Here is a 21125-nt window from a genome sequence, read left to right on the forward strand (position 1 = left end):
TATATTAAAGCTTAATAACATGAAATCACTAATTAAATTATCAGCAATTGCACTATTAATAAGTGTGTTTGCAGCCTGTAACGAGAAGCCTAAGAAAGAAGTAAAGAAAGATGAAGGGTTTGAAGAAACAGCATTTATGCCTTGTTGTGGCGATCCATCGCCAAATGATAAATTGCTAACCATTAATCTTGCCCTGAACGATACTTATTGCAAGAAAACAGCATGTGCCTGTATTCATGATATCGCAGCAAGAGAGTATGAAGAGCTTCAGAAACAATTGCTGGAACAATTCAATATCGATTTACAGATTACCTATTATATGGAACCATACATGATGGAGGATCAGTTAAGAGCCAAAACTCATGATGGTGTAATTACAAAACCCTGGAATGCTTTCATGTTGACAAAGGAGAACAAGTTGCGTTACGAAAGAGTTGCAGATATTCTTGATGTATACGACAATCAGTGGTTAACAGGTGTTTACCTTGTAAGAAAAGATTCCGACATTAAAACTTTGGCCGATATCAATGGCAGAACATTGGTTGCAGGACAGGAAGATGCTTACGAAAAATACCATGCTCCTTTGCGCCAGTTGGATAGCCTGAATATCAAGCCTGGAAATATCTACTACAAAGCAAGTTGTCTTGAAAGTATCAACGAACTAATGGATAAGAAGGCCGAAGTTGCTATTGTATCTGATTACGTAATGTCGGCAAGTTGTGCAGTTGATGTTGCCAGCGAGGAAGATTTTAGAGTAATTGGTGAAACAGAAAGAATGCCATTGTGTTCTGTGGTAATCGACAGAAAAAAGATCTCGAAAGAAGATGCCATGAGATTCCAGAATGCTTTGTTGGCCTTATCGAAAGACAAATCGCCAGAAGGAATGTTAAGCGCAGGATTTGTGAAACCTGCATCGTGGATTCCAAATCCATACAAAAAACCGATAGCACAAAACTAACATAAACTATGACTGAGAAGAAGAATTGGGACAGACGCAGCTTTTTGCGTAAAGCTGGTCAGGCCACATGTGCGCTTGCACTTGGAGGGATAGCTTACAGAATTGTAGGTCAACATTTGAATGAGGATACCGCAGGCCCAAGATCAAGATATGTTTGGCAAATTGATCCTGATAAATGTACCAATTGCGGAAAATGTGAAACAGGTTGTGTTCGCACACCATCGGCAGTGAAAGCTGTGAACGATCAGAAAAAATGCTCTTGCTGCGTGGTTTGCTACGGGCACATTTCCAATAAGCAAATCGATTCAGATAAAATCATGAGCGACGGAGAAAGAGTTTGTCCTTACGATGCAGTAACACGTAAGAACTTTTCTGGTGGCAAAGATGGATACTTTATCTACGATATTGATCACGACAAGTGCACAGGTTGCGGTAAATGTGCCGAAGCTTGTACCGATAAAGGAACAAAATCAATGTTCCTGATTATTCGTCCCGACCTGTGTTTAAATTGCAATTCATGCGACATTGCCAGAATTTGTCCGGAAGATGCAATCGATCGTTTGTATATCGGTCCAGAAGATGATTTTAAAGGAATTTATGAATTGGAGTACCCTCAAAACGATATGAACGGATATGGCGCGTAAAGGATTAAAATTGAATATGAGAGTACTTTTGACACTTGCCTTTGCAATGTTTTCACTAATAGCATCGGTAAATACCAGTATGGCTTTACCTTCGGTGCAGGAAGAGAGCCACGATTGTCATAGTGTTGATGATTTGAGCAGGGGAAATATCCGTGAGTTTAAGGACAATTACATTCCGAAGGAATATTTTCCAACTCCTGAATACATGGTATTTGTAGATTTGGGTGTGTTGGTTTTATTGATATTAATTGGTGTATTCCTGGTTTGGAGAAGGAAATCGCAAAAGGCGATGACACTAATGGCTATTATTACATTTGCCTACCTGGGTTTTATACGTGGAGGATGTGTTTGCCCGGTTGGAGCCATTTCCAATACCACAATGGGCCTGATAACACCGGCAGAAGTTGGATTGGCCAGCCTTATTATTTTTATGGTTCCACTGATTATAGCTTTAATCATTGGTAGGGTGTTTTGTACATCAGGTTGTCCATTAGGAGCGGTACAGCATATTGTGCAGAAATCTAAAAAGACCATCAAGCTTCCAAAAAAGCTGAATAATGCACTTAAAATTGTACCAATTCTAATGCTAATTGCCACGGTATATTTTGCCATTCAGAGTGCCTGCTTCTTTGTTTGTGAGGTTGAGCCTTACAAAGTATTGTTCTTTACAGGACAAACCTGGTTCGAACAAGCTTTGGCGTATATCCTGGGACATCCAATGGAACCTAAATTTTTATTGGCGTTCGGCATTGGAACATGGTTGTATTTAATTGCAATACTTGTTTTGGGATATTGGGTGCCACGACCATTCTGTCGTTTCTTGTGTCCTTATGGTGTATTGTTGGGAGTAGTATCATTCTTTTCGTTCAAGCCAAGAAAAATTAAAGATCACAATTGTGTGTATTGCGGCATGTGCGAAAAAGTATGTCCAACACAAGCAATTGCCATCGATAGAAAAAACAAATACTCATACGTGTCGAATTACGACTGTGTACAGTGTAATAAGTGTAATGATATTTGTAAGAAAGATGCTTTCTAAAATAAAGAATCAACATCATAGTAAAGAACCATCCTTCGGGATGGTTTTTTTTTGTTTTTGCTAGCAAAATAACGTCAGTCTGAAATCAAAAACGAGCTTATTATTTACGGATTTTAAGCAAAAAAGGGGTGTGAATAACAATCAGTGAAAAAAAAGTAAAAAAAAATTAATTTTTTTTTCACATACAGTTTTTATCTAATCTGGATTGTACTTGAATTTCCTAGCTCTAGATAATCAGTGAGTTTACTGAGTTTGAATTAAACAATATAAATAATTGATTGTTTTCTAGGTGTCTGTTAATGTGCTAATTATTAACCTTAATTAACGATATTTTTTACTTATTTCGTTCACCCAAATAGAGATTTTGGTTGTCTCTATAGCAAAGGTTAAAACCAAAAATAATCAACTAATCAACCCAACAGGTTGTAATCTGATCAAATTAAGGTGACAACCAGTTAAGACTAAAAAGAAACAGATGAAAGGTAAAATTACAATTCTAGCCATTTTAATGATGGTTTTTAGCGGACTTTCTTTCGGGCAGGTGATAGAGCCTACCAAGTGGAAAGTGGAGTTTTCTAAGAAAGATGTAAAAGTAGGAGACGAATTAGATGTTGTCTTTAAAGCAACAATTGACAAAACCTGGCACGTTTACTCCAACGATTTCGATCCGGATCTAGGTCCGATCTTAATTACTTTCGAATTTGCAGCGAATTCAAGTTACGAAAGAGTAGGAGACGTTAAGCCAATCAACGCTCACAAAAAGTACGATGACATTTGGGAAGGTGAAGTAAGCTACTTCGAAAATGAAGGTGAGATGCGCCAAACCATTAAGGTAAAAGAACTACCTCTACATGTTGCAGGTACTTTCGAATTCCAGACTTGTTCTGATGAAACAGGCCAGTGTGTTATGGGCGATGATGAATTCGATCTTAAAATAGGTAATGTAGAAGAAAAAGCTATTGTAGCTGATGCTTCTACTTCAGAAAATAAGGAAAGCAAAAAAGGTCTTTGGGCCATTTTTATTGCAGCATTTGTTGGTGGTTTACTTGCCATTGTAACACCATGTGTATTCCCAATGATTCCTATGACTGTAAGTTACTTTATGCACTCAGGTGGTGGTAACAAGGCAAAAGGAAGAATGAATGCATTCTTTTATGGATTCTCAATTATTGCAATTTACACTGTAATTGGTACCATCCTTGCCGTGGTAATGGGACCAGACTTTGCCAATTTCCTAAGTACTCACTGGGTTCCAAATATTCTATTCTTCCTGATCTTTGTACTGTTCGCTTTCTCATTCTTCGGAATGTTTGAAATTACAATGCCAAGCTGGATGGTAAACAAATCGGTAGCCAACGAAGACAAAGGTGGTTTCATGGGATCCTTCTTTATGGCCTTTACTTTGGTGCTGGTTTCATTCTCATGTACCGGTCCGATTGTAGGTTCAATTCTTGTTGCATCGGCAGGTGGTGAAGTATTGATGCCGATTATTGGGATGTTAGGATTCTCATTAGCATTTGCATTGCCATTTACATTGTTTGCAATTTTCCCAGGATGGTTGAACAACTTACCAAAATCAGGTGGATGGTTGAACTCTGTTAAAGTCGTATTAGGTTTCCTTGAATTGGCTTTGGGTTTAAAATTCTTAAGTGTTGCCGATCAGACTTACCACTGGGGATTACTGGATAGAGAAGTTTACATTGCCATCTGGATTGTAATCTTCACACTATTAGGTTTCTATCTGTTAGGAAAATTAATGTTCGCTCACGATAGCCCATTAAAGAGTATTAGCGTACCACGATTGATGTTGGCCATTGCTTCATTCTCATTCGTAGTATATATGATTCCGGGTATGTTTGGTGCTCCACTAAAAATGTTATCAGGATTTACACCTCCACAAGCAACTCACGACTTTAACCTGAGTCAGATTGTAAGAGAGAACTCTGGCGGAGGAGCACCTGCTCACAATACAGCTCATAAAGCAAAGTATTCAGATTTCTTGCACTTGCCTCACGGCTTGCAAGGTTACTTTGACTATGATGAAGCATTGGAAGCATCTAAACGTGAAGGAAAACCAATTTTTGTTGACTTTACAGGACATGGTTGTGTTAACTGTCGCGAAATGGAAGCGAACGTATGGTCAGATCCTGAAGTATTGAAAAGGTTACAGGAAGACTTTATCGTAGTTGCACTATATGTTGATGATAAGAAAAAATTGCCGGAAGATCAGTGGTATGTATCAGAATACGATGGCAAGAAGAAGAAAACCATTGGAAAACAGAATGCTGATTTACAGATTCGCAAGTACAATGTAAACGCTCAGCCATACTATGTACTTCTTGATGAAAATGGCAACGATTTAACAGAACCAACAGCTTACGATTTAGATGTAAGCAAATTTGTGAAGTTCCTTGATGAAGGAAAGGAAAATTTCAAAAAAAAAGTAACAGCTCAAACAGTTAAGTAGAGCTTTATATAAAGGTAGTTTAGATTAGTTAGTAAGTTTTCATATTGTTAGTGAAAACATGGTTAGTAAGGGTAGATATAGATAATGGGAGGGAATCACCTCCTGTTATCTGATCTAAAATCAACATACAACTACCAAAATCAAAAAATTACAACAACAAATACTAGTTAGTGGTTACGAGCAGGGCAGTCAAGAACTTTACCCCAATATCTGATCTATAAACTCCCTGCTCACACCCTTTTTCATTAGAAAACCGATTACCAAAACCAATTTTTTAGTGAGTGCAAACTCATAAAAATTTAGTCTCGGACTAAAGAACTCTCGGAATGATTTTGAGAAAAACTAAAAAAACAACAAAATGAAGAAATTCTTAACCTTACTCGTAATGAGTACGATTTTGTTCTCTGGAATGACCCAGGCGCAAAATACTACAACAATTCCTTTGAATCCTAAGGTAAAGCATGGTAAGCTATCTAATGGAATGAGCTATTATGTAATGCACAACGAAGAACCAAAAGACAGAGCAAGTCTTTACTTTGTGCAAAACGTGGGTGCAATTCTGGAAGAAGATGCACAAAATGGCTTGGCTCACTTTCTGGAGCACATGGCATTTAATGGTCTTAAAAATTTCCCTGGAAAAAACATGATTAACTATCTTGAGAAAAATGGGATTCAGTTTGGTAGAGATATCAACGCCTATACTGCTCAGGATGAAACAGTATACAATATCAGTAACCTTCCTACTGGTAACGAAAATTTAATCGATTCTGCTCTTCTTGTTCTTCACGATTGGTCTGGTGGCCTATTGTTGGAAGCAGAAGAAATTGAGGCAGAAAGAGGTGTAATTCACGAAGAGTGGAGAACTCGTAGAAATTCTCGTTTCCGTATCAATTCGCAAACCAGCCCGGTAATGTACAATCACTCTCAGTACGCTAAACGCGATGTAATTGGTGATTTGGATGTTATCGATAATTTTGAGCACAAGCAGTTGCGCGATTACTACAAGAAGTGGTATCGTCCGGATAACCAGGCAGTAGTTGTAGTAGGTGATTTCGATGTAGATAAAATGGAAGCTAAGGTACAGGCTCTTTTCTCAAAGATTCCAATGCCTAAAAATGCTGCCGAAAGAGTATACTACCAGGTAGAAGATAGCAAAGAGCCACAATACATTTTGGCAAAAGATAAAGAAGCAAAATCAGTTTCTATCAACTGGATTTTCCGTAAGCCAGCTTATACAACACGCGACGAGAATTACATGCGCGAAAGTTTGGTACAGGGAATGTTCAACACCATGTTGAATAACCGCTTGAAAGAGTTGATGCAAAATCCTGATTGTCCAGCTGTAGGAATGCAGGTTGGCAATTTCGAAATGTGTCGTACCAAAGAGGCGAACTACATTGGTGTTGCTCCAAAAGAAAATAAAGAAATTGAAGCATTCGAAGCATTCATGACTGAATTTGCAAGAGTGCAACGTTTTGGATTCACCGAATCGGAATTGGAAAGAGTAAAAACTTCTTTCCTAAGAAGCTATGAATCTTATTTACAAGGAAAAGATAAAATCTCGAATGAGGATTGGGCAAAAACTTACCAAAAGCACTTTTTGAGTGCAAATCCAGCTCCATCGGTAGAGTGGGAAGTAGAATTTGGTCAGAAAACCATTCCAAGCATTACAATTAACGAGGTAAACTCAATCTTGAGACACTATGGCAATATCAACAACAGTGTATTTGCTTTAAGTGGTCCTGATAAGGAAGAAATTAAATACCCTACCAAAGAAGAGTTGTTTGCTTCATTAAAGAAAGTAATGACTTCAAATATCGAAGCTTACGCTGATGAAACAGGTGATGCTCCATTGGTAACAGATGAATTGACTGAGAAGAAGTTTTTGGAGGAATCAGCAGTAAAAGGTACTGATGCGAAACTATATACATTAGAGAATGGTGCAAGAGTGGTTGTTCTTCCGACGGATTACAGCAAGGATGAAATCTTGTTTAGCTCTTATAGTTTTGGAGGTAGCTCGCTTCTTGAAAGAGAAGAGATGGAATCGGGAGAAATGGCTACCATGCTAGCACAGATTTCTGGTGTAGGTGAATTCAATGCCATTCAGTTAAGAAAGAAACTAACGGGTAAAATTGCAGGTGTAAAACCTCAATTGGGTTCATTTACTGAAGGATTCTCAGGATCTGCTTCTCCAAAAGATTTCGAAACCATGCTACAATTATTGTATCAGTATTTCGAACACCCAAGATTCGACCAGAATGTGTTCCAGGCTCAAATGGGTGCCATTAAGAACAATCTTCAAAATGCGAAAGCTGATAATGGCAAAGCATTGAAAGATACAATTGGTCAGATGATGGCAAACCACCACGAACGTGCTTTAATGTTCAACGATGAGTTTGTAAACAACATCGATTTTGAAAAAGCAAAGAGCATTTACCTGGAAAGATTTAAAGATGCAAGCGACTTTACCTTCCTGTTTGTAGGTAATATCGATGAAGAAAAACACTTGCCATTAATTCGCAAGTACATTGGTAGCATTGCTTCTGAAGATAGAGCAGAGAACTGGGTAGACAGAAAAGTACGCATGGGCGAAGGCAAAAAGCAAAATATCTTCGAAAGAGAAATGCAAGTGCCTAAATCTACCGTTTACCTTGCTGTGAATAACGAAATGGATTACAATCTTGAAACCAGAATGTATGCAAGAGTTGTGGCAGAATTGTTATCGAAAAGATATATGGAAACCATCCGCGAGCAAGAAGGTGGAACTTACGGAGTAAGTGTACGTCCTTCAATCAGTAAGCGTCCATACGAACATGTTGGCATCTCTATTAGTTTCGATTGTGCTCCTGAAAAGCAAGAGAAATTAAGAGGTTTGGTTTACAAAGAAATCGAAGACATTCTAAAAACAGTGAACGAAACTGATCTTGAAGAAATCAAAAAGAATTACATCAAGAACAGAGCTGAGGCTGTAAAACAAAATAGCTTCTGGCTAAGTGTAATTCAGTCATCATTAATGAACAATGAGGCGATTACCAATACCGAAGCCTACAACAAACTTGTAAACGGTATTAGCACGAAGAAAGTAAAAGAATTTGCTAAAAAATTATTCAAAAAATACGATTCTGTTGAGGTAGTGATGAACCCTAAGAATTCGTAAAACAAAATCAATAGTCTGTTTTGGTTTAGTTTTGGATCGGTCGGAGGTAAGGGGCCGGCCGGTCCGTTCTTTCATCTAACAACAATTAACCACCAAAAAACAAAAACAACAAACATTTAATTTTTAACTCTAATAATGAAAGAAGTTTTCTTACAAAAGCTGAAGGAAGAATTTGTCCCGGCTCTTGGATGTACAGAACCAGTAGCAGTAGCATATGCAGCTGCTAAGGCACGTGAAGTGTTAACACTACAACCTGAACGCATAGAGTTCTTTGTAAGTGGTAACATTTTAAAGAATGGTATGGGAGTAGGAATTCCTGGTTCTGGTATGGTTGGATTAACAATTGCCGGAGCTTTGGGAGCTTTGGGGGGCGATCCAACAGCAGGATTGGAAGTTTTGGATGGCATCGGCAATGATGTAATGGAATTGGCAAAAGCATTTGTCGACCAGGGAAAGGTCTCAGTTGATGTAAAATACGATGTGCCAAAGTTGTACATTGAGTGTATCTGCCACAATGGCGATAACACAGGACGAGTAGTAATTCAGGATCGACACACAAACATTGTAGCAGTTGAGAGAAATGGCGAAGTAATTTACAGCAATGCTTGTAATTCTGAAAACAAAGGAGGTACAGACTTCTCGAAGTGGAGTTTTGAAAATATTTATGCATTTATCAACACGGTTGATATTGATGAGATTCGCTTTATCGAAAAAGGAATTAAGCTGAACAAATCGATTGCAGAAGAAGGCTTGACCGGAAATTATGGCCTGCAAGTGGGTAAATCGATGATGTTGAACATTAAGAAAGGTTTGCTTTCTCCTGATTTGATGAACCGATCAATCATGTTAACGGCAGCTGCTTCGGATGCTCGTATGGCGGGTAGTACTATGCCGGTAATGTCGAACTGCGGTAGTGGTAATCAGGGAATTAGTGTAACACTTCCGGTTGTTGTTGCAGCCGAAGAGTTGGAAGTTGAGCAGGATAACTTGCTAAGAGGCCTTGCATTGGCTTTGCTAACAACCATTTACATGAAATCTTTTGTTGGTCAGCTATCAGCCTTGTGTGGAGTATTGCTTTCAACTGCAGGAGCAGCTTGCGGTATTACTTATATTATGGGCGGAGATTTCCAGCAGTTGGGCATGACATTGAAAAACATGACGGGTAGTGTTACCGGTATGATTTGCGATGGTGCGAAGTACGGTTGTTCTCATAAAATTTCGGCAAGTGTTAGTGCTGCAATCCAGTCATCTCTATTGGCCATGAACCACAATGTGCTGAACGGAATGAATGGGATTATTGATGATGATGTTGAGGCGACCATTCGAAATATCGGACGTCTGGCAAACGAGGGAATGGAAGTTACTGATGAGGTGATTCTAAAGACCATGTTGGAGAAAATGAAAAAGGTATCATAAGCTATAAAAGATAGATTAAAGATGGATGTGAAAGAGAATAATATTGAAAAAGTAAAGTGTTTGATTATTGGTTCGGGGCCAGCAGGTTATACTGCGGGAATTTATGCCTCAAGAGCCAATTTGAATCCTGTGGTTTATGAAGGCTTACAGCCTGGTGGTCAGTTGACTACAACAACCGAGATTGATAACTTTCCGGGATATCCGGAAGGAATTAGCGGTCCGGTAATGATGGGAGAGCTTAAAAAGCAAGCTGAACGATTTGGTTGTGATTGCCGTTGGGGAATTGTTACCAATGTAGATTTTGAGCAAAGACCATATAAAGTTACCGTTGATGGCAAAACAGAAATTGAAGCTGAATCGGTAATTATTGCTACAGGTGCAACAGCAAAATACCTTGGACTGGAAAGCGAAGAGAAGTATAAAGGATCAGGAGTTTCGGCTTGTGCTACTTGCGATGGATTTTTCTATCGTGGTAAAGATGTTGCCGTTGTAGGTGGTGGTGATACTGCCTGCGAGGAAGCTTCTTACCTTGCCGGACTTTGTAATAAAGTGTATTTGGTTGTTCGCAAGGACCACTTGCGTGCTTCTAAAGCAATGCAAGATAGAGTTTTCAAAACAGAGAATATCGAAATTTTATTCGAGCACAATACAAAAGAATTAACTGGAGATATGGGAGTAGAAGGCTGTACTTTAATTAAGAAGGCCGGAACTTCGGAAGAAGAAGAGGTGAAAATTGCCATTGATGGATTTTTCCTGGCAATCGGACATCATCCAAATTCTGATATCTTCTCGAAATATGTAAATACTGACGAGCAGGGATACATTTTAACCGAAGCAGGAACACCAAAAACAAATGTTGAAGGTGTATTTGCTTGTGGCGATGTTCAGGATCCTGTATACCGTCAGGCCATTACTTCTGCAGCTTCTGGTTGCCAGGCAGCTATGGAGGCAGAAAGATATTTGGCAGAATTGAACTAATTGAATTTTCTCTCTGAAGCATTCATTGAGAAGATTTGATCTTCCATAATATCGAATTTTAAGTGTAAGTTTCAGCGAAGCAGGCAATCTCGACAAATTTTCAGACATGTTTTTATAATGCGAGATTGCCTCTTTTAAAAAAAAATAAGAGATAAACAGATCTCTATAAATTAAAATATGTTCAACAACTAAATAACAACCTAACAAAATGATTACAAATCCCCTAAGCAAAAGACTTGTAGGAATTTCCAGTTTGATTGGAAATACACCTTTGCTGGCAATTGAGTTTGAATACAAAGGAGTAACACGAACCATTTATGCTAAAGCCGAATACCTGAATATGACAGGTAGTATCAAGGATAGAATGGCCTTTCATATTTTGCAGAAAGCATATCAAAGCGGAGCTTTAAAAGAAGGAGATCGTATTATTGAGGCAACCAGTGGTAATACTGGAATTGCTTTTTCAGGAATCGGTCGTGCCATGGGACATCCGGTTACCATTTATATGCCCGATTGGATGAGCCAGGAAAGAATCAACCTGATTAGAAGCTATGGAGCGGATATTCAGTTGGTAAGCAAAGAAGAAGGTGGTTTCCTTGGAAGTATTGAAATGGCCAATAAACTAGCCGAAGAAGATGAGAAAACATTTTTGCCACGCCAATTTTCCAACTGGGACAATTGCGAAGCTCATTACAACACAACAGCACAAGAGTTGTGGTGGCAATTAAAATATAGAAACTTACAACCTGATGCCTTTGTAGCAGGTGTTGGAACCGGAGGTACTGTAATGGGGGTAGGAAAATTCCTGAAAGAACAGAATCCGGAGATTAAAGTTCATCCACTGGAGCCTTCCAATTCGCCAACAATGACTACCGGTTACAAAGTGGGCAAACACCGTATTCAAGGAATTTCTGATGAGTTTATTCCATCAATCGTAGAATTGGATAAGCTGGATGATATTGTAAGTGTTGACGATGGTGACGCTATTATTATGGCGCAGAAATTGTCATCTATTTTGGGAATTGGAATCGGTATTTCATCGGGAGCAAACTTTTTGGGAGCATTGAAACTTCAGGAAGAATTAGGACCCGATGCTGTAGTGGTTACCATATTTGCCGATGACAATAAGAAATACCTGAGTACCGATTTAATGCGTGAAGAACCAGTAAAAGAAGATTTTATGGCACCAAGTGTTGATTTGCATAAATTCAGAGCCTTTAAACGAGTGTGTCACACTTGTTGTGATCCTACCGACTGTGTCGAAGGAAATTATCATGATGCATACGAAATGGTGAAATTGCCATATTGTCCGCGAAGAAATTAATCAATCTAATTTCCATATCTCAAGCCTCTGTCATTACCGACAGAGGTTTTTTTGTAGAAAGTTATTATATGCTTTTGATTTGAATGGAGTATATCTACAAGTAAAATTTTATTTCAAGATTTGTAAATCTGTTTAAACATGCACCAATTATTCCTCACTAATTTGCGAAGCCTTTTGCACCAACTGCTGGGTTACCTCTGCAATATTGTAAAGCAATACCAATTTTTGTCTTTGTGTTCCTCTTTCAGCATGCTCAAGGCGATCTCCAATTTTCTCAAGTACAAGGTTTAACTCCTCCGATGAGCACTGAGAATCGTTCTTTCTTAAAGATAATGCTACAGAATGCAATGTCTTTTCAACTTCCTGGTACATCAATTTCACTTCATCGTTCATATAATCAGCAATGCTTCGATGCGCTCCAAGTGCCGATAAATAGGAAAGAAGCGCATGGTTGAGATAGGTAATCGAAAAAGCACGTTTTTGCAATTTCTGGTGTCGCTTTGGTTCAAGTTTCATGCCTCTCCATGCCAGTGACAATGAACTGTCGGCCTGGTGAGCCTGGTAACGCGAAATGCGATATGGCAGATCATCTTCGCTTGGCGATTCATGCTCCAGCAAGATCCGGTTAAAATAATTCCTGTTTTTCTCAACTGCCGATGCCAGTAGGTTGGGCAACTGTTTGTACTGCCAGTCGGGCCACATAAAGCGAACCACCAGAATGGCAAGTGCAGCTCCGATTACAGTGTCTATCACTCTTGGAATCATCACCACAACGCCTTTGTCGGCAATCAGGTTAAAGGCAGCAATTACAAAAATAGTAACAAAGATTACCGATGTTGCATAATTTCTTTTTAACCATGAAAAGAAGAGGTAACTGGCTACCAAAAGCAAAACAACCTGTCCTCCGGCTGTAGGTAGAATTTGTACCACCGAAACACCAATTACAACACCTGTAATTGTTCCCAGAATTCTTTGGAACAGGCGCTGTCGTGTTTCGCTATAGCTGGGCTGACAAACAAACAAACTTGTTAGCAATATCCAGTACCCCTTTTCAATATCAAAGGAAAGCATTAAAATGTAACCCAAAAGAAAACAGGTCGACAAACGAAATGCATATTTTAATTTTGGGTGGTTCCAGTTTAACTGACTTGTAAATCGGTTCCACAAGCTGTTTGTATCTTTGTCAACTCGTGGTAAAAAGCCGGAACTTACATTAAAATTCATGTTTTGCAGGGAAATATGCGATTGATTCAAATTCTGTAAAAGTAAACCGAGATCGTTCTTTTTCGCAGATTTCCTGATTTCTTTCAGTTGAGTTTTGATGGCATTAATGGTCCATTTAATGGATACAGGATGATGGTATTCCGTTCCCATCAGCAAGCTTTTAGATACCTCGTGCGCTGCAAGTGACAACTGCAGCATCAACTGTCCCAGGCCTTCCAGAATTTCTCGGTTGTCCGAATCGGAACTCAACAAATCGTATCGCTCATGGCTCGAGGCTGCACGTTCATGTAAACTTTGCAAAAGGATAAATTTGTGCAGGTAAGGACGCAACTCATTGCTATCCTGAATGGCATCAGCATAGGAATTCAAAACATTCTTACAGCGGCCCAAGGAGGCAATCATCTGCACATTTAAAGAGGCAAGCCTTTGCCTGGTTTTCTTTTGTATGGATTTATCGCTTGGAAATAGTTTTGATTTTTCCTTCATGTATAAGGAAAGGTTCTCAAAACCATCTGCCAATTGCTCTTCAAGTAATCGGGCAGGATGCAGGTAAAGTAGAATTAAAGAGAGCAAACCATAAAACAATGCACCGGCAGGTAATAATATAATTTGCAAGTACCAGTTGGGAGAAATTTCGGCGCCAAGCATGGTATAAATGGCAATGAGCAAGGCACCAAATGTAATTCCGCGATAGCGTTCACCCAATCCTCCAATCAGGATAAAAGTAACAGTTGAACCTACAAGACCAATCCCAAATAATATCGGGTAGGGCAGCAAGAGCTGTACCGAAGCACTCGAAATTACAAAGCTGAGCACAGTTAAGAGCAAGGCTTTAATTCTTCCTTTCGGATGGTCATCGGTCTCGGATAATGCACCGGCCAATGCTCCCAAAGCAAGAGTTACCCCGATAAAAGACATTTGAAAGGCAACAAATGGAATCAGTAGCACTCCCATTGAAATGGCCGCCTTTAGGGCCAATAAGCGATTTGGATAACGCCACAAATTGCGAATCCAGAATTCATACCACTGTTGTCCTTGAAATCTATTTCCTCTAATTCTATTTTTCATCGCTCATCAAGATTAACTGACAAAGATAGCAGAACTTCAAATTTGAAAGTGTGTATTTTAGAATTTATTTCAAACTTTCCATTCATAAACTTCATACTGTAAGATGTTTAAATGTAAAATAGGTCTGTTAATCAAAACTTCACATAAACTTAATCCATGTTCTATATTTGAGTTGGTTTTTTATCTATTTTAGCGACTCAACAACCATTTTGTAGGCTCTTCGTGATAAAGTGAAAACTAAACAAATCATTATTATTAACTAAGCCTATGTTAACACTTTACACCTTGCGGAAGTGGTGCCTCGCGGCATTGCTAACTGTGATTCTTATGCCTGTCAATTTATTACTGGGACAGGGATTGGAAGACTTCTCAAAAATGACTCATTCAGCTGGTTCGTATCAAACGGGCAGTTTTGAAGGAAATAACTCCTTAACCTGGAATTATACGCTTTGTAGAGGTGACCAACAGATAAATGGAAAGTCCATTTGCTTTGGAAAATCTTCAAGCTCAATTAAAGCAGAAAATATTCCTAATGGGATTAAAGATTTTAAATGTAAACTTGAAAAAGAGTTTACATCATCTCCAACAAGAAAAGTAGAACTGTTTATCAATGGAGTGTCTTATGGAGAATCTCCTGCGATAACTACGGTGCAGGAATTTGTCGTAAATAATATTAATGTTGAGGGAGTATTTAGTTTAGAAATTAAGAATACCTCAGGTAGCGGCAAGCAAATTAGTGTGGATGACATCGAATGGACTGCATATGGTGATGCACCAACACAAAGCTCTGCCAAAGCCATTACATCATTCACAATCGATGGAAAGGCTGCCACTATCAACGAAAGTGAGCACAGCATAAGTCTTACTTTACCAGCTTCCGCTGATTTGACTTCTCTAACACCTGCAATCGAAATTTCGGACAAAGCAAGTGTGAGTCCGGCCAGTGGTGAAGCCCAGGATTTTAGTAATCCGGTAACATACACTGTTACAGCCGAAGATGCCTCAAGCCAGGATTATCAGGTTACTGTTACGAAAGAGAGCGTGGTATCTTCAAATTTGTTAATCAATGAATTGGATTGTGATCAGAGCGGAACGGATGCAGGAGAATTTATTGAATTATACGATGGAGGTGCAGGAAATACCTCAATGGATGGTCATGTACTTGTATTTTTTAACGGAAGTAGCGATCAATCTTACCAGGCCATTGACTTATCAGGGAATAACACAAATGCAGAAGGATTTTTCGTAGTTGGAAATGCTGGTGTTGCTAATGTTGGAATTACATTTGCGGAAAATGGATTGCAAAATGGAGCCGATGCAGTTGCGATCTACCAGGCATCAGCTGCCGATTTTGCCAGCGGAACTCCTTTTACCACCAACAATTTGGTTGATCTATTGGTGTATGATACCAATGATTCGGATGATGCAGGCTTATTGGCTGGATTACTCGCAGGAGGACAGATCAATGAAAATGAGGAAAATGATAAGGACAATCATTCCATTTACAGGGCCACAGATGGTGAAGGCGGTGCGAGAAACACCACAGCTTATGTGGTAGGTATTCCAACACCAGGAACATCCAATGCCAGTGATGATATTTTGGTGAATATTGAGTTCTCTGCCAATGCAGGATCAGAGGCCGATGCCACAGTCATTACACTAACAGCGAATGCCAGTGCAAATGTAAGTGAGAACCAAACTGTAGATATAACTGTTGCAGGAACAGGAATTACTTCTGGCGACTATACACTATCAGGAAATCAGATTACCATTTTAGCAGGTGCGTCTTCAGGAAGTGCCACACTAACAATCGTGGACGACTCTGAAGTGGAAGGAATAGAAAACATGACGGTTTCCATTAGCAATCCTTCAGCTGGAATTAAATTAGGCTCAGGCATTAGCGGAGAGATTACGATTGCCGACAATGATGGTGAAGCAAACGATGGTTCGGAAGAGAAACCATTTACCATTACAGAAGCTTTGGCTTTGGCAGAATCATCAACAAAATATTTTGCCTACGGTTATATTGTTAGCGTTGGAAGCGATTTTGAAGCACCATTTACAAATGCCTACTACATTTCTGTAGCCGATTCGAAGGATGAAACTAATTTCGACAATTGTTTGAACCTGAAATTAGAAGCAGGTACCAATCGTGATACCTGGAACTTGAAGGACAATCCCGAAAATTTGGGCAAGCAAATCAAATTTGATGGTTTTAGAGATACCTATAGTGGTCATGCTTCTTTTGAAGGGAATAGTGTGATTGAAGAGCTGTCATCGGGACCCGTATTACCAACTGTTGAGTTGGCATTATCTACAAACTCGGCATCTGAAGCCGACGCAAGTGTGATTACTCTTACTGCAAATGCCAGTGAAAGTGTAAGCGAGAACCAAACTGTTGATGTAAGTGTAACAGGAACAGGAATTACGACTGATGATTATACACTGTCGAATCACCAGATTACGATTATGGCAGGAGAAACTTCCGGAACAGCTACTCTAACTATTGTTGACGACTCTGAAGTGGAAGAATCGGAGAACATGACGGTTTCGATTAGTAATCCTTCTGCAGGAATTGAGTTGGGCTCAAGCATTAACGGCGATATTACAATTACTGATAATGATGTTGAAGCAAACGATGGATCAGAAGAAAAACCATTTACCATTACAGAGGCTTTGGCTTTGGCAGAATCATCGACCAAATATTTTGCTTATGGATATATTGTAAGTGTTGGAACTGATTTTGAAGCTCCATTTGAGAATGCTTACTACATTTCTGTTGCCGATTCGAAGGATGAAACCAATTTCGACAATTGTTTGAACCTGAAATTAGAGGCTGGTGCCAATCGTGATACCTGGAATTTAAAGGACAATCCCGAAAATTTGGGCAAGCAAATCAAATTTGATGGTTTCAGAGATACCTATAGTGGTCATGCTTCTTTTGAAGGGAATGCTGTGATTGAAGAACTATCGTCGGGACCAGCATTGCCAGCAGTTGAGCTTAGCTTATCAACAACATCAGCTTCGGAAGCCGATGAAACAAGCATTACCATTACTGCTACTACCTCCGAAAATGTGACAGAAAATCAAAGCATTGATTTGAGCATTTCGGGAAGTGGAATCACAGCAGGTGATTATAGCATTTCAGCAACTACACTTAGCATTCAGGCAGGATCGAACACTGCAACCAGTACTTTAAGTATTATCGATGATTCGGAGAATGAAGGCACTGAAAGCCTAAGTGTTAGCCTGACGAATCCTTCGGCGGGAGTTGTATTGGGAACAACAGTATCAGGAAATATCAGTATCACTGATAATGATGGAAGTTCAGGCAGCATTCTTGATCAGTACGTTTACCTTGATCCTTCAACCACAGGCGATGGAAGCATTGTGGTAAACCTGACTCCAAAAGAGTATGTGGCAACGGTAAGCGCCAGCCACCATATGAACAGTGTAAAGGTTCCAGTTGATTATTATGGTGAAGCTGTAGGTTTAACCGGAAGTGTATTGCGAGCTAAAATCCATGACATTATTGAGGCTGGTTCGTTACAACTTAGCTACAGTTCGGTTTGGGATATGTGTGAAGATGGAGACGAAAATCCTAAAAATGCTTCGCAGGTATGGCAAATGTACATTGAAGAAGGAATTGCAAAATCTGCACATGTATCGGGAAGTACAGGTTGGAACCGAGAGCATACCTGGGCAAAATCTCATGGAGGGTTTGGAACAGCAAATGGTCCTGGTACCGATGGTCACCACTTGAGAGCAACCGATGCTCAAGAGAATAGCAATCGCGGATCGAGAGATTTTGGAAATGACTCGCCAGGTTACACTCCGCCAAAATCGGCAAGAGGTGATGTGGCACGTATGATTTTTTATATGGCTACCCGTTGGGAAATGACAGTCGATGACCAGTGCAAATCATCAGAATCGGCTGCACGACACGGGAAACTTTCCCACCTTTTGGAATGGCACGAGGAAGATCCGGTTGACCCTTATGAGGTGAGAAGAAATAATGTGATTTTTGGCTACCAAAAAAACAGAAATCCATTTGTTGATCATCCTGAATTGGTGCAGTATATTTTTGGAGAAGCAAAGAATATTGCCTGGGATGGCGGACAAGGAACAACTCCGTCTAAACTAAGAGTAACAGGTGGACTTACAGATTTTGGAATGGTGAAGTACGGCAATGAATCTGCAGTACAAAGCTTTACATTATCGGCAAGTGAGCTGAGTGAAAATGTGAGCATTACAGCGCCTCAACACTTCCAGATTTCAAGCGATGGAAGCACATTTACTTCAAACTTAAGCCTTACAATTACAGATGGAAGCCTGGCGGAAACAACGATTTCTGTAAAATTTGTTCCTGAGTCGGAACTTGGGGCAGAAGTAAGAGCTAATATCGAGATTACAAGTGGGGAAGAATCAAAAAGTGTTTCGGTGGTTGGAACCGAAGGAGATCCAGCATTGGTTCCGGTGGCCTTCTTAAACGAAGATTTTGAATCGGATACACATTCGAACTGGATTTTGAAAACTGAAGTAGGCGACAGAAGCTGGGAAATTACTGAGTACTCGAGCAACAAGTACATGCAGATGTCGGCCTACCAGGCAAGCGGCGATATTGTTTCCTGGTTAATTACCCCTGAAATCGATCTGGAGAATTACAATAATGAAAAACTAAACTTTAAAACCAAAAATGGTTACTACAAAGGAACCACTTTAGAAGTATTGATTTCGACCGATTTTGATGGCTCAGATGTGACATCGGCAACATGGAATACTTTGCCGGCAAACATTGATGAACGAAATAACTCATCTTATGGACCTGACTTTGTAGCGTCTGGTGAAGTAGACCTGTCAGCCTATGAAGGTGGCATTTATATCGCTTTTAAATACTCGGGTAATGGTAGCAACCTTACCACCACTTACCAGGTTGATGATGTAGTAATTGAGGGAACAAGAGTACCAATTACAGGTACATTGTCGCACAACCAAACTGCTGCCCTTCAGTTCCCATATACCGAAGTAGGTGAAAGCAGTACAGCTCAAACTTATGAATTGAGTTTCGAAACATTGGAAGGTGATATCACCGTTCAGGCAAGTAAGAATTACCAACTTTCTTTGAATGGAACAGATTGGAATTCAGAACTTACAATTGCTAAAACGGAGACTTCTCCAATGACGATTCAGGTGAGATTGACTCCTGAGCTTGCTGTGGTGAATGGAAGTACAGGTGAAATTCTTCACAAAGCAAAAGGAGCGGAAAACCTGACACTTTCTTTGAATTCATCGGCTTCTCCTGATATTGCAGATGCTTCTACATTAGGAATGGATAAAACATTGGATGTTGTAGCCTGGAATATTGAGTGGTTTGGAGTTCCTTCAAAATCGAAAAGTGCATCGAGTTTTACGGAACAATTGAATGCAGTTTCGCAGGAAATTATCAACTTAAATGCAGATATCTATGCTCTTCAGGAGTTGGTAGTTGACAATGTGAATGGAGATTTTATGACTCCATTGGTGGATAAACTAAACGAATTGGCAGGAGATCAAATTTACGAAGGTATTGTTGGTCCGCGTTATTCACATGATGATTCCGAACCAACAACAGAATATCCTGCTCAGAGAGTTTGCTATATTTTCAATAAAACATCAGTGAGCAATCTGAACGATTTCTCCATGTTTTCGGATTTGTACCAGGGAGGATCAACAACTTCCATTGATGGATATACCGGCAATGCTTCTAAATTTTGGGCATCGGGTCGTATGCCATATTTGTTTGAAGCAGAGGTGGTAATCGATGGCAAAAAGGATGTGGTTAAATTGATTAATATCCACGCCAAGTGTTGCCAGGACAGCCACTCAAGAAAATTAGCAGATGCTACTTTCTTAATGAATGAACTGAATACCAATTATACTACTGATAATTTAATTGTATTGGGAGACTACAATGATTATTTGGAAGGCAGTATGACTTCCGGTAAAAGTTCACCTTACAGTTCATGGTTCGAAACGGAGGATTATTTTGATCATGTTGTGACATCATCAACTAATATCGATCACATTGCCATTTCAAATGAATTGTACGATGAGTATCAGTTGCTGACCAATAATACTTCTCAAACCAATGTGAGTATTTCTGATCACCATCCAATCATGTTGAGATTGAAACTGAATACGGAGGAAAATGCTAAAAAGACGCAAAGCATCACTTTTACAGAGATTTCTGATAAAACCTATGGAGATGCAGCCTTTAATCTTGAAGCAAGTGCTTCATCGGAACTGGCAGTAAGCTTCGAGTTGGTATCGGGTCCGGCTACATTAAGTGGAAATGAATTGACAATTACCGGAACAGGAGAAGTTAGTGTAAAGGCAATTCAGTTAGGTGATGATGAATACGAAGCAGCAGAAGAAGTGGTAAGAACTTTCACTGTAAACAAAGCCGCTCAGGCAATCACTTTCGCAGAGATTACAGATAAAACTTATGGCGATGCAGCCTTTGAATTAACGGCAAGCGCTTCATCGGAATTGGCAGTAAGTTTTGAACTGGTATCTGGTCCGGCGACTTTAACTGGAAATGAATTGACAATTACTGGAGCAGGTTCTGTATCCGTTAAGGCAATTCAATTGGGTGATGATAATTATGCAGCAGCAGAAGAAGTGGTAAGAACTTTCACTGTAAACAAAGCCGCTCAGGCAATCACTTTCGCAGAAATTGCAGATAAAACTTATGGCGATGCAGCCTTCAGTTTGGAAGCAAGCGCTTCATCGGAACTGGCAGTAAGCTTTGAGTTGGTATCTGGTCCGGCTACACTGGTTGGCAACGAGATTACGATTATTGGTGCAGGTT

10 protein-coding genes are annotated in these 21125 nt (G+C 39.6%); 9 read left to right on the forward strand and 1 reads right to left on the reverse strand.

Going from position 1 to position 21125, the window contains the following annotated elements; translation table 11 throughout:
• The first annotated feature begins 19 nt into the window (after positions 1–19).
• The 8 genes from ELS83_RS05920 to ELS83_RS05955 all read left to right on the forward strand — a co-directional run bounded on the left by ELS83_RS05920 (position 20) and on the right by ELS83_RS05955 (position 11983).
• Entirely contained in the window at positions 20–958 is a 939-nt protein-coding gene (locus tag ELS83_RS05920; RefSeq protein ID WP_171594614.1) for a phosphate/phosphite/phosphonate ABC transporter substrate-binding protein, read from the forward strand.
• Positions 959–966: 8 nt separating this feature from the next.
• A complete protein-coding gene (locus ELS83_RS05925; protein WP_171594615.1) occupies positions 967–1602 on the forward strand; it encodes a 4Fe-4S dicluster domain-containing protein in 636 nt (211 codons plus the stop codon).
• Positions 1592–2641, forward strand: a complete 1050-nt coding sequence (locus tag ELS83_RS05930; protein WP_171594616.1) for a 4Fe-4S binding protein — start codon at positions 1592–1594, stop codon at positions 2639–2641. Before ELS83_RS05925 ends, ELS83_RS05930 begins: the two co-directional genes overlap by 11 nt.
• Before the next feature lie 475 nt (positions 2642–3116).
• Positions 3117–5108: a protein-disulfide reductase DsbD family protein gene (locus tag ELS83_RS05935; RefSeq protein WP_171594617.1), complete on the forward strand. Its 1992-nt coding sequence runs from the start codon at positions 3117–3119 to the stop codon at positions 5106–5108.
• Between the two features lie 358 nt (positions 5109–5466).
• The gene (locus tag ELS83_RS05940) at positions 5467–8265 is read left to right on the forward strand and encodes a M16 family metallopeptidase (RefSeq protein WP_171594618.1); all 2799 of its coding nucleotides are present in this window, start codon (positions 5467–5469) and stop codon (positions 8263–8265) included.
• 135 nt (positions 8266–8400) lie between these two features.
• Entirely contained in the window at positions 8401–9681 is a 1281-nt protein-coding gene (locus ELS83_RS05945) for an L-cysteine desulfidase family protein (protein WP_171594619.1), read from the forward strand.
• A 21-nt stretch (positions 9682–9702) separates the two neighbouring features.
• Complete coding sequence (gene trxB, locus ELS83_RS05950; RefSeq protein WP_216616398.1) at positions 9703–10659, forward strand: thioredoxin-disulfide reductase; 957 nt, start codon at positions 9703–9705, stop codon at positions 10657–10659.
• 208 nt (positions 10660–10867) lie between these two features.
• Entirely contained in the window at positions 10868–11983 is a 1116-nt protein-coding gene (locus ELS83_RS05955; protein WP_171594620.1) for a PLP-dependent cysteine synthase family protein, read from the forward strand.
• Between the two features lie 147 nt (positions 11984–12130).
• Here the strand turns inward: ELS83_RS05955 and yccS are convergent, their stop codons facing one another.
• Positions 12131–14275, reverse strand: coding sequence for a YccS family putative transporter (yccS, locus tag ELS83_RS05960; RefSeq protein ID WP_171594621.1), 2145 nt, complete (start codon positions 14273–14275; stop codon positions 12131–12133).
• A gap of 327 nt (positions 14276–14602) precedes the next feature.
• Here yccS and ELS83_RS22060 point away from each other — a divergent pair.
• On the forward strand, positions 14603–21125 hold a 6523-nt coding region (locus tag ELS83_RS22060), incomplete at its 3' end, for a DUF6359 domain-containing protein (protein WP_216616400.1).

Source organism: Marinifilum caeruleilacunae, from assembly GCF_013141825.1.
Taxonomy (GTDB): domain Bacteria; phylum Bacteroidota; class Bacteroidia; order Bacteroidales; family Marinifilaceae; genus Marinifilum; species Marinifilum caeruleilacunae.

Coding starts and splice junctions, on each gene's coding strand:
- ELS83_RS05920 (WP_171594614.1), top strand. CDS start 20: ATGAAATCACTAATTAAATTATCAGCAATTGCACTATTAATAAGTGTG.
- ELS83_RS05925 (WP_171594615.1), top strand. CDS start 967: ATGACTGAGAAGAAGAATTGGGACAGACGCAGCTTTTTGCGTAAAGCT.
- ELS83_RS05930 (WP_171594616.1), top strand. CDS start 1,592: ATGGCGCGTAAAGGATTAAAATTGAATATGAGAGTACTTTTGACACTT.
- ELS83_RS05935 (WP_171594617.1), top strand. CDS start 3,117: ATGAAAGGTAAAATTACAATTCTAGCCATTTTAATGATGGTTTTTAGC.
- ELS83_RS05940 (WP_171594618.1), top strand. CDS start 5,467: ATGAAGAAATTCTTAACCTTACTCGTAATGAGTACGATTTTGTTCTCT.
- ELS83_RS05945 (WP_171594619.1), top strand. CDS start 8,401: ATGAAAGAAGTTTTCTTACAAAAGCTGAAGGAAGAATTTGTCCCGGCT.
- trxB (WP_216616398.1), top strand. CDS start 9,703: ATGGATGTGAAAGAGAATAATATTGAAAAAGTAAAGTGTTTGATTATT.
- ELS83_RS05955 (WP_171594620.1), top strand. CDS start 10,868: ATGATTACAAATCCCCTAAGCAAAAGACTTGTAGGAATTTCCAGTTTG.
- yccS (WP_171594621.1), bottom strand. CDS start 14,275: ATGAAAAATAGAATTAGAGGAAATAGATTTCAAGGACAACAGTGGTAT.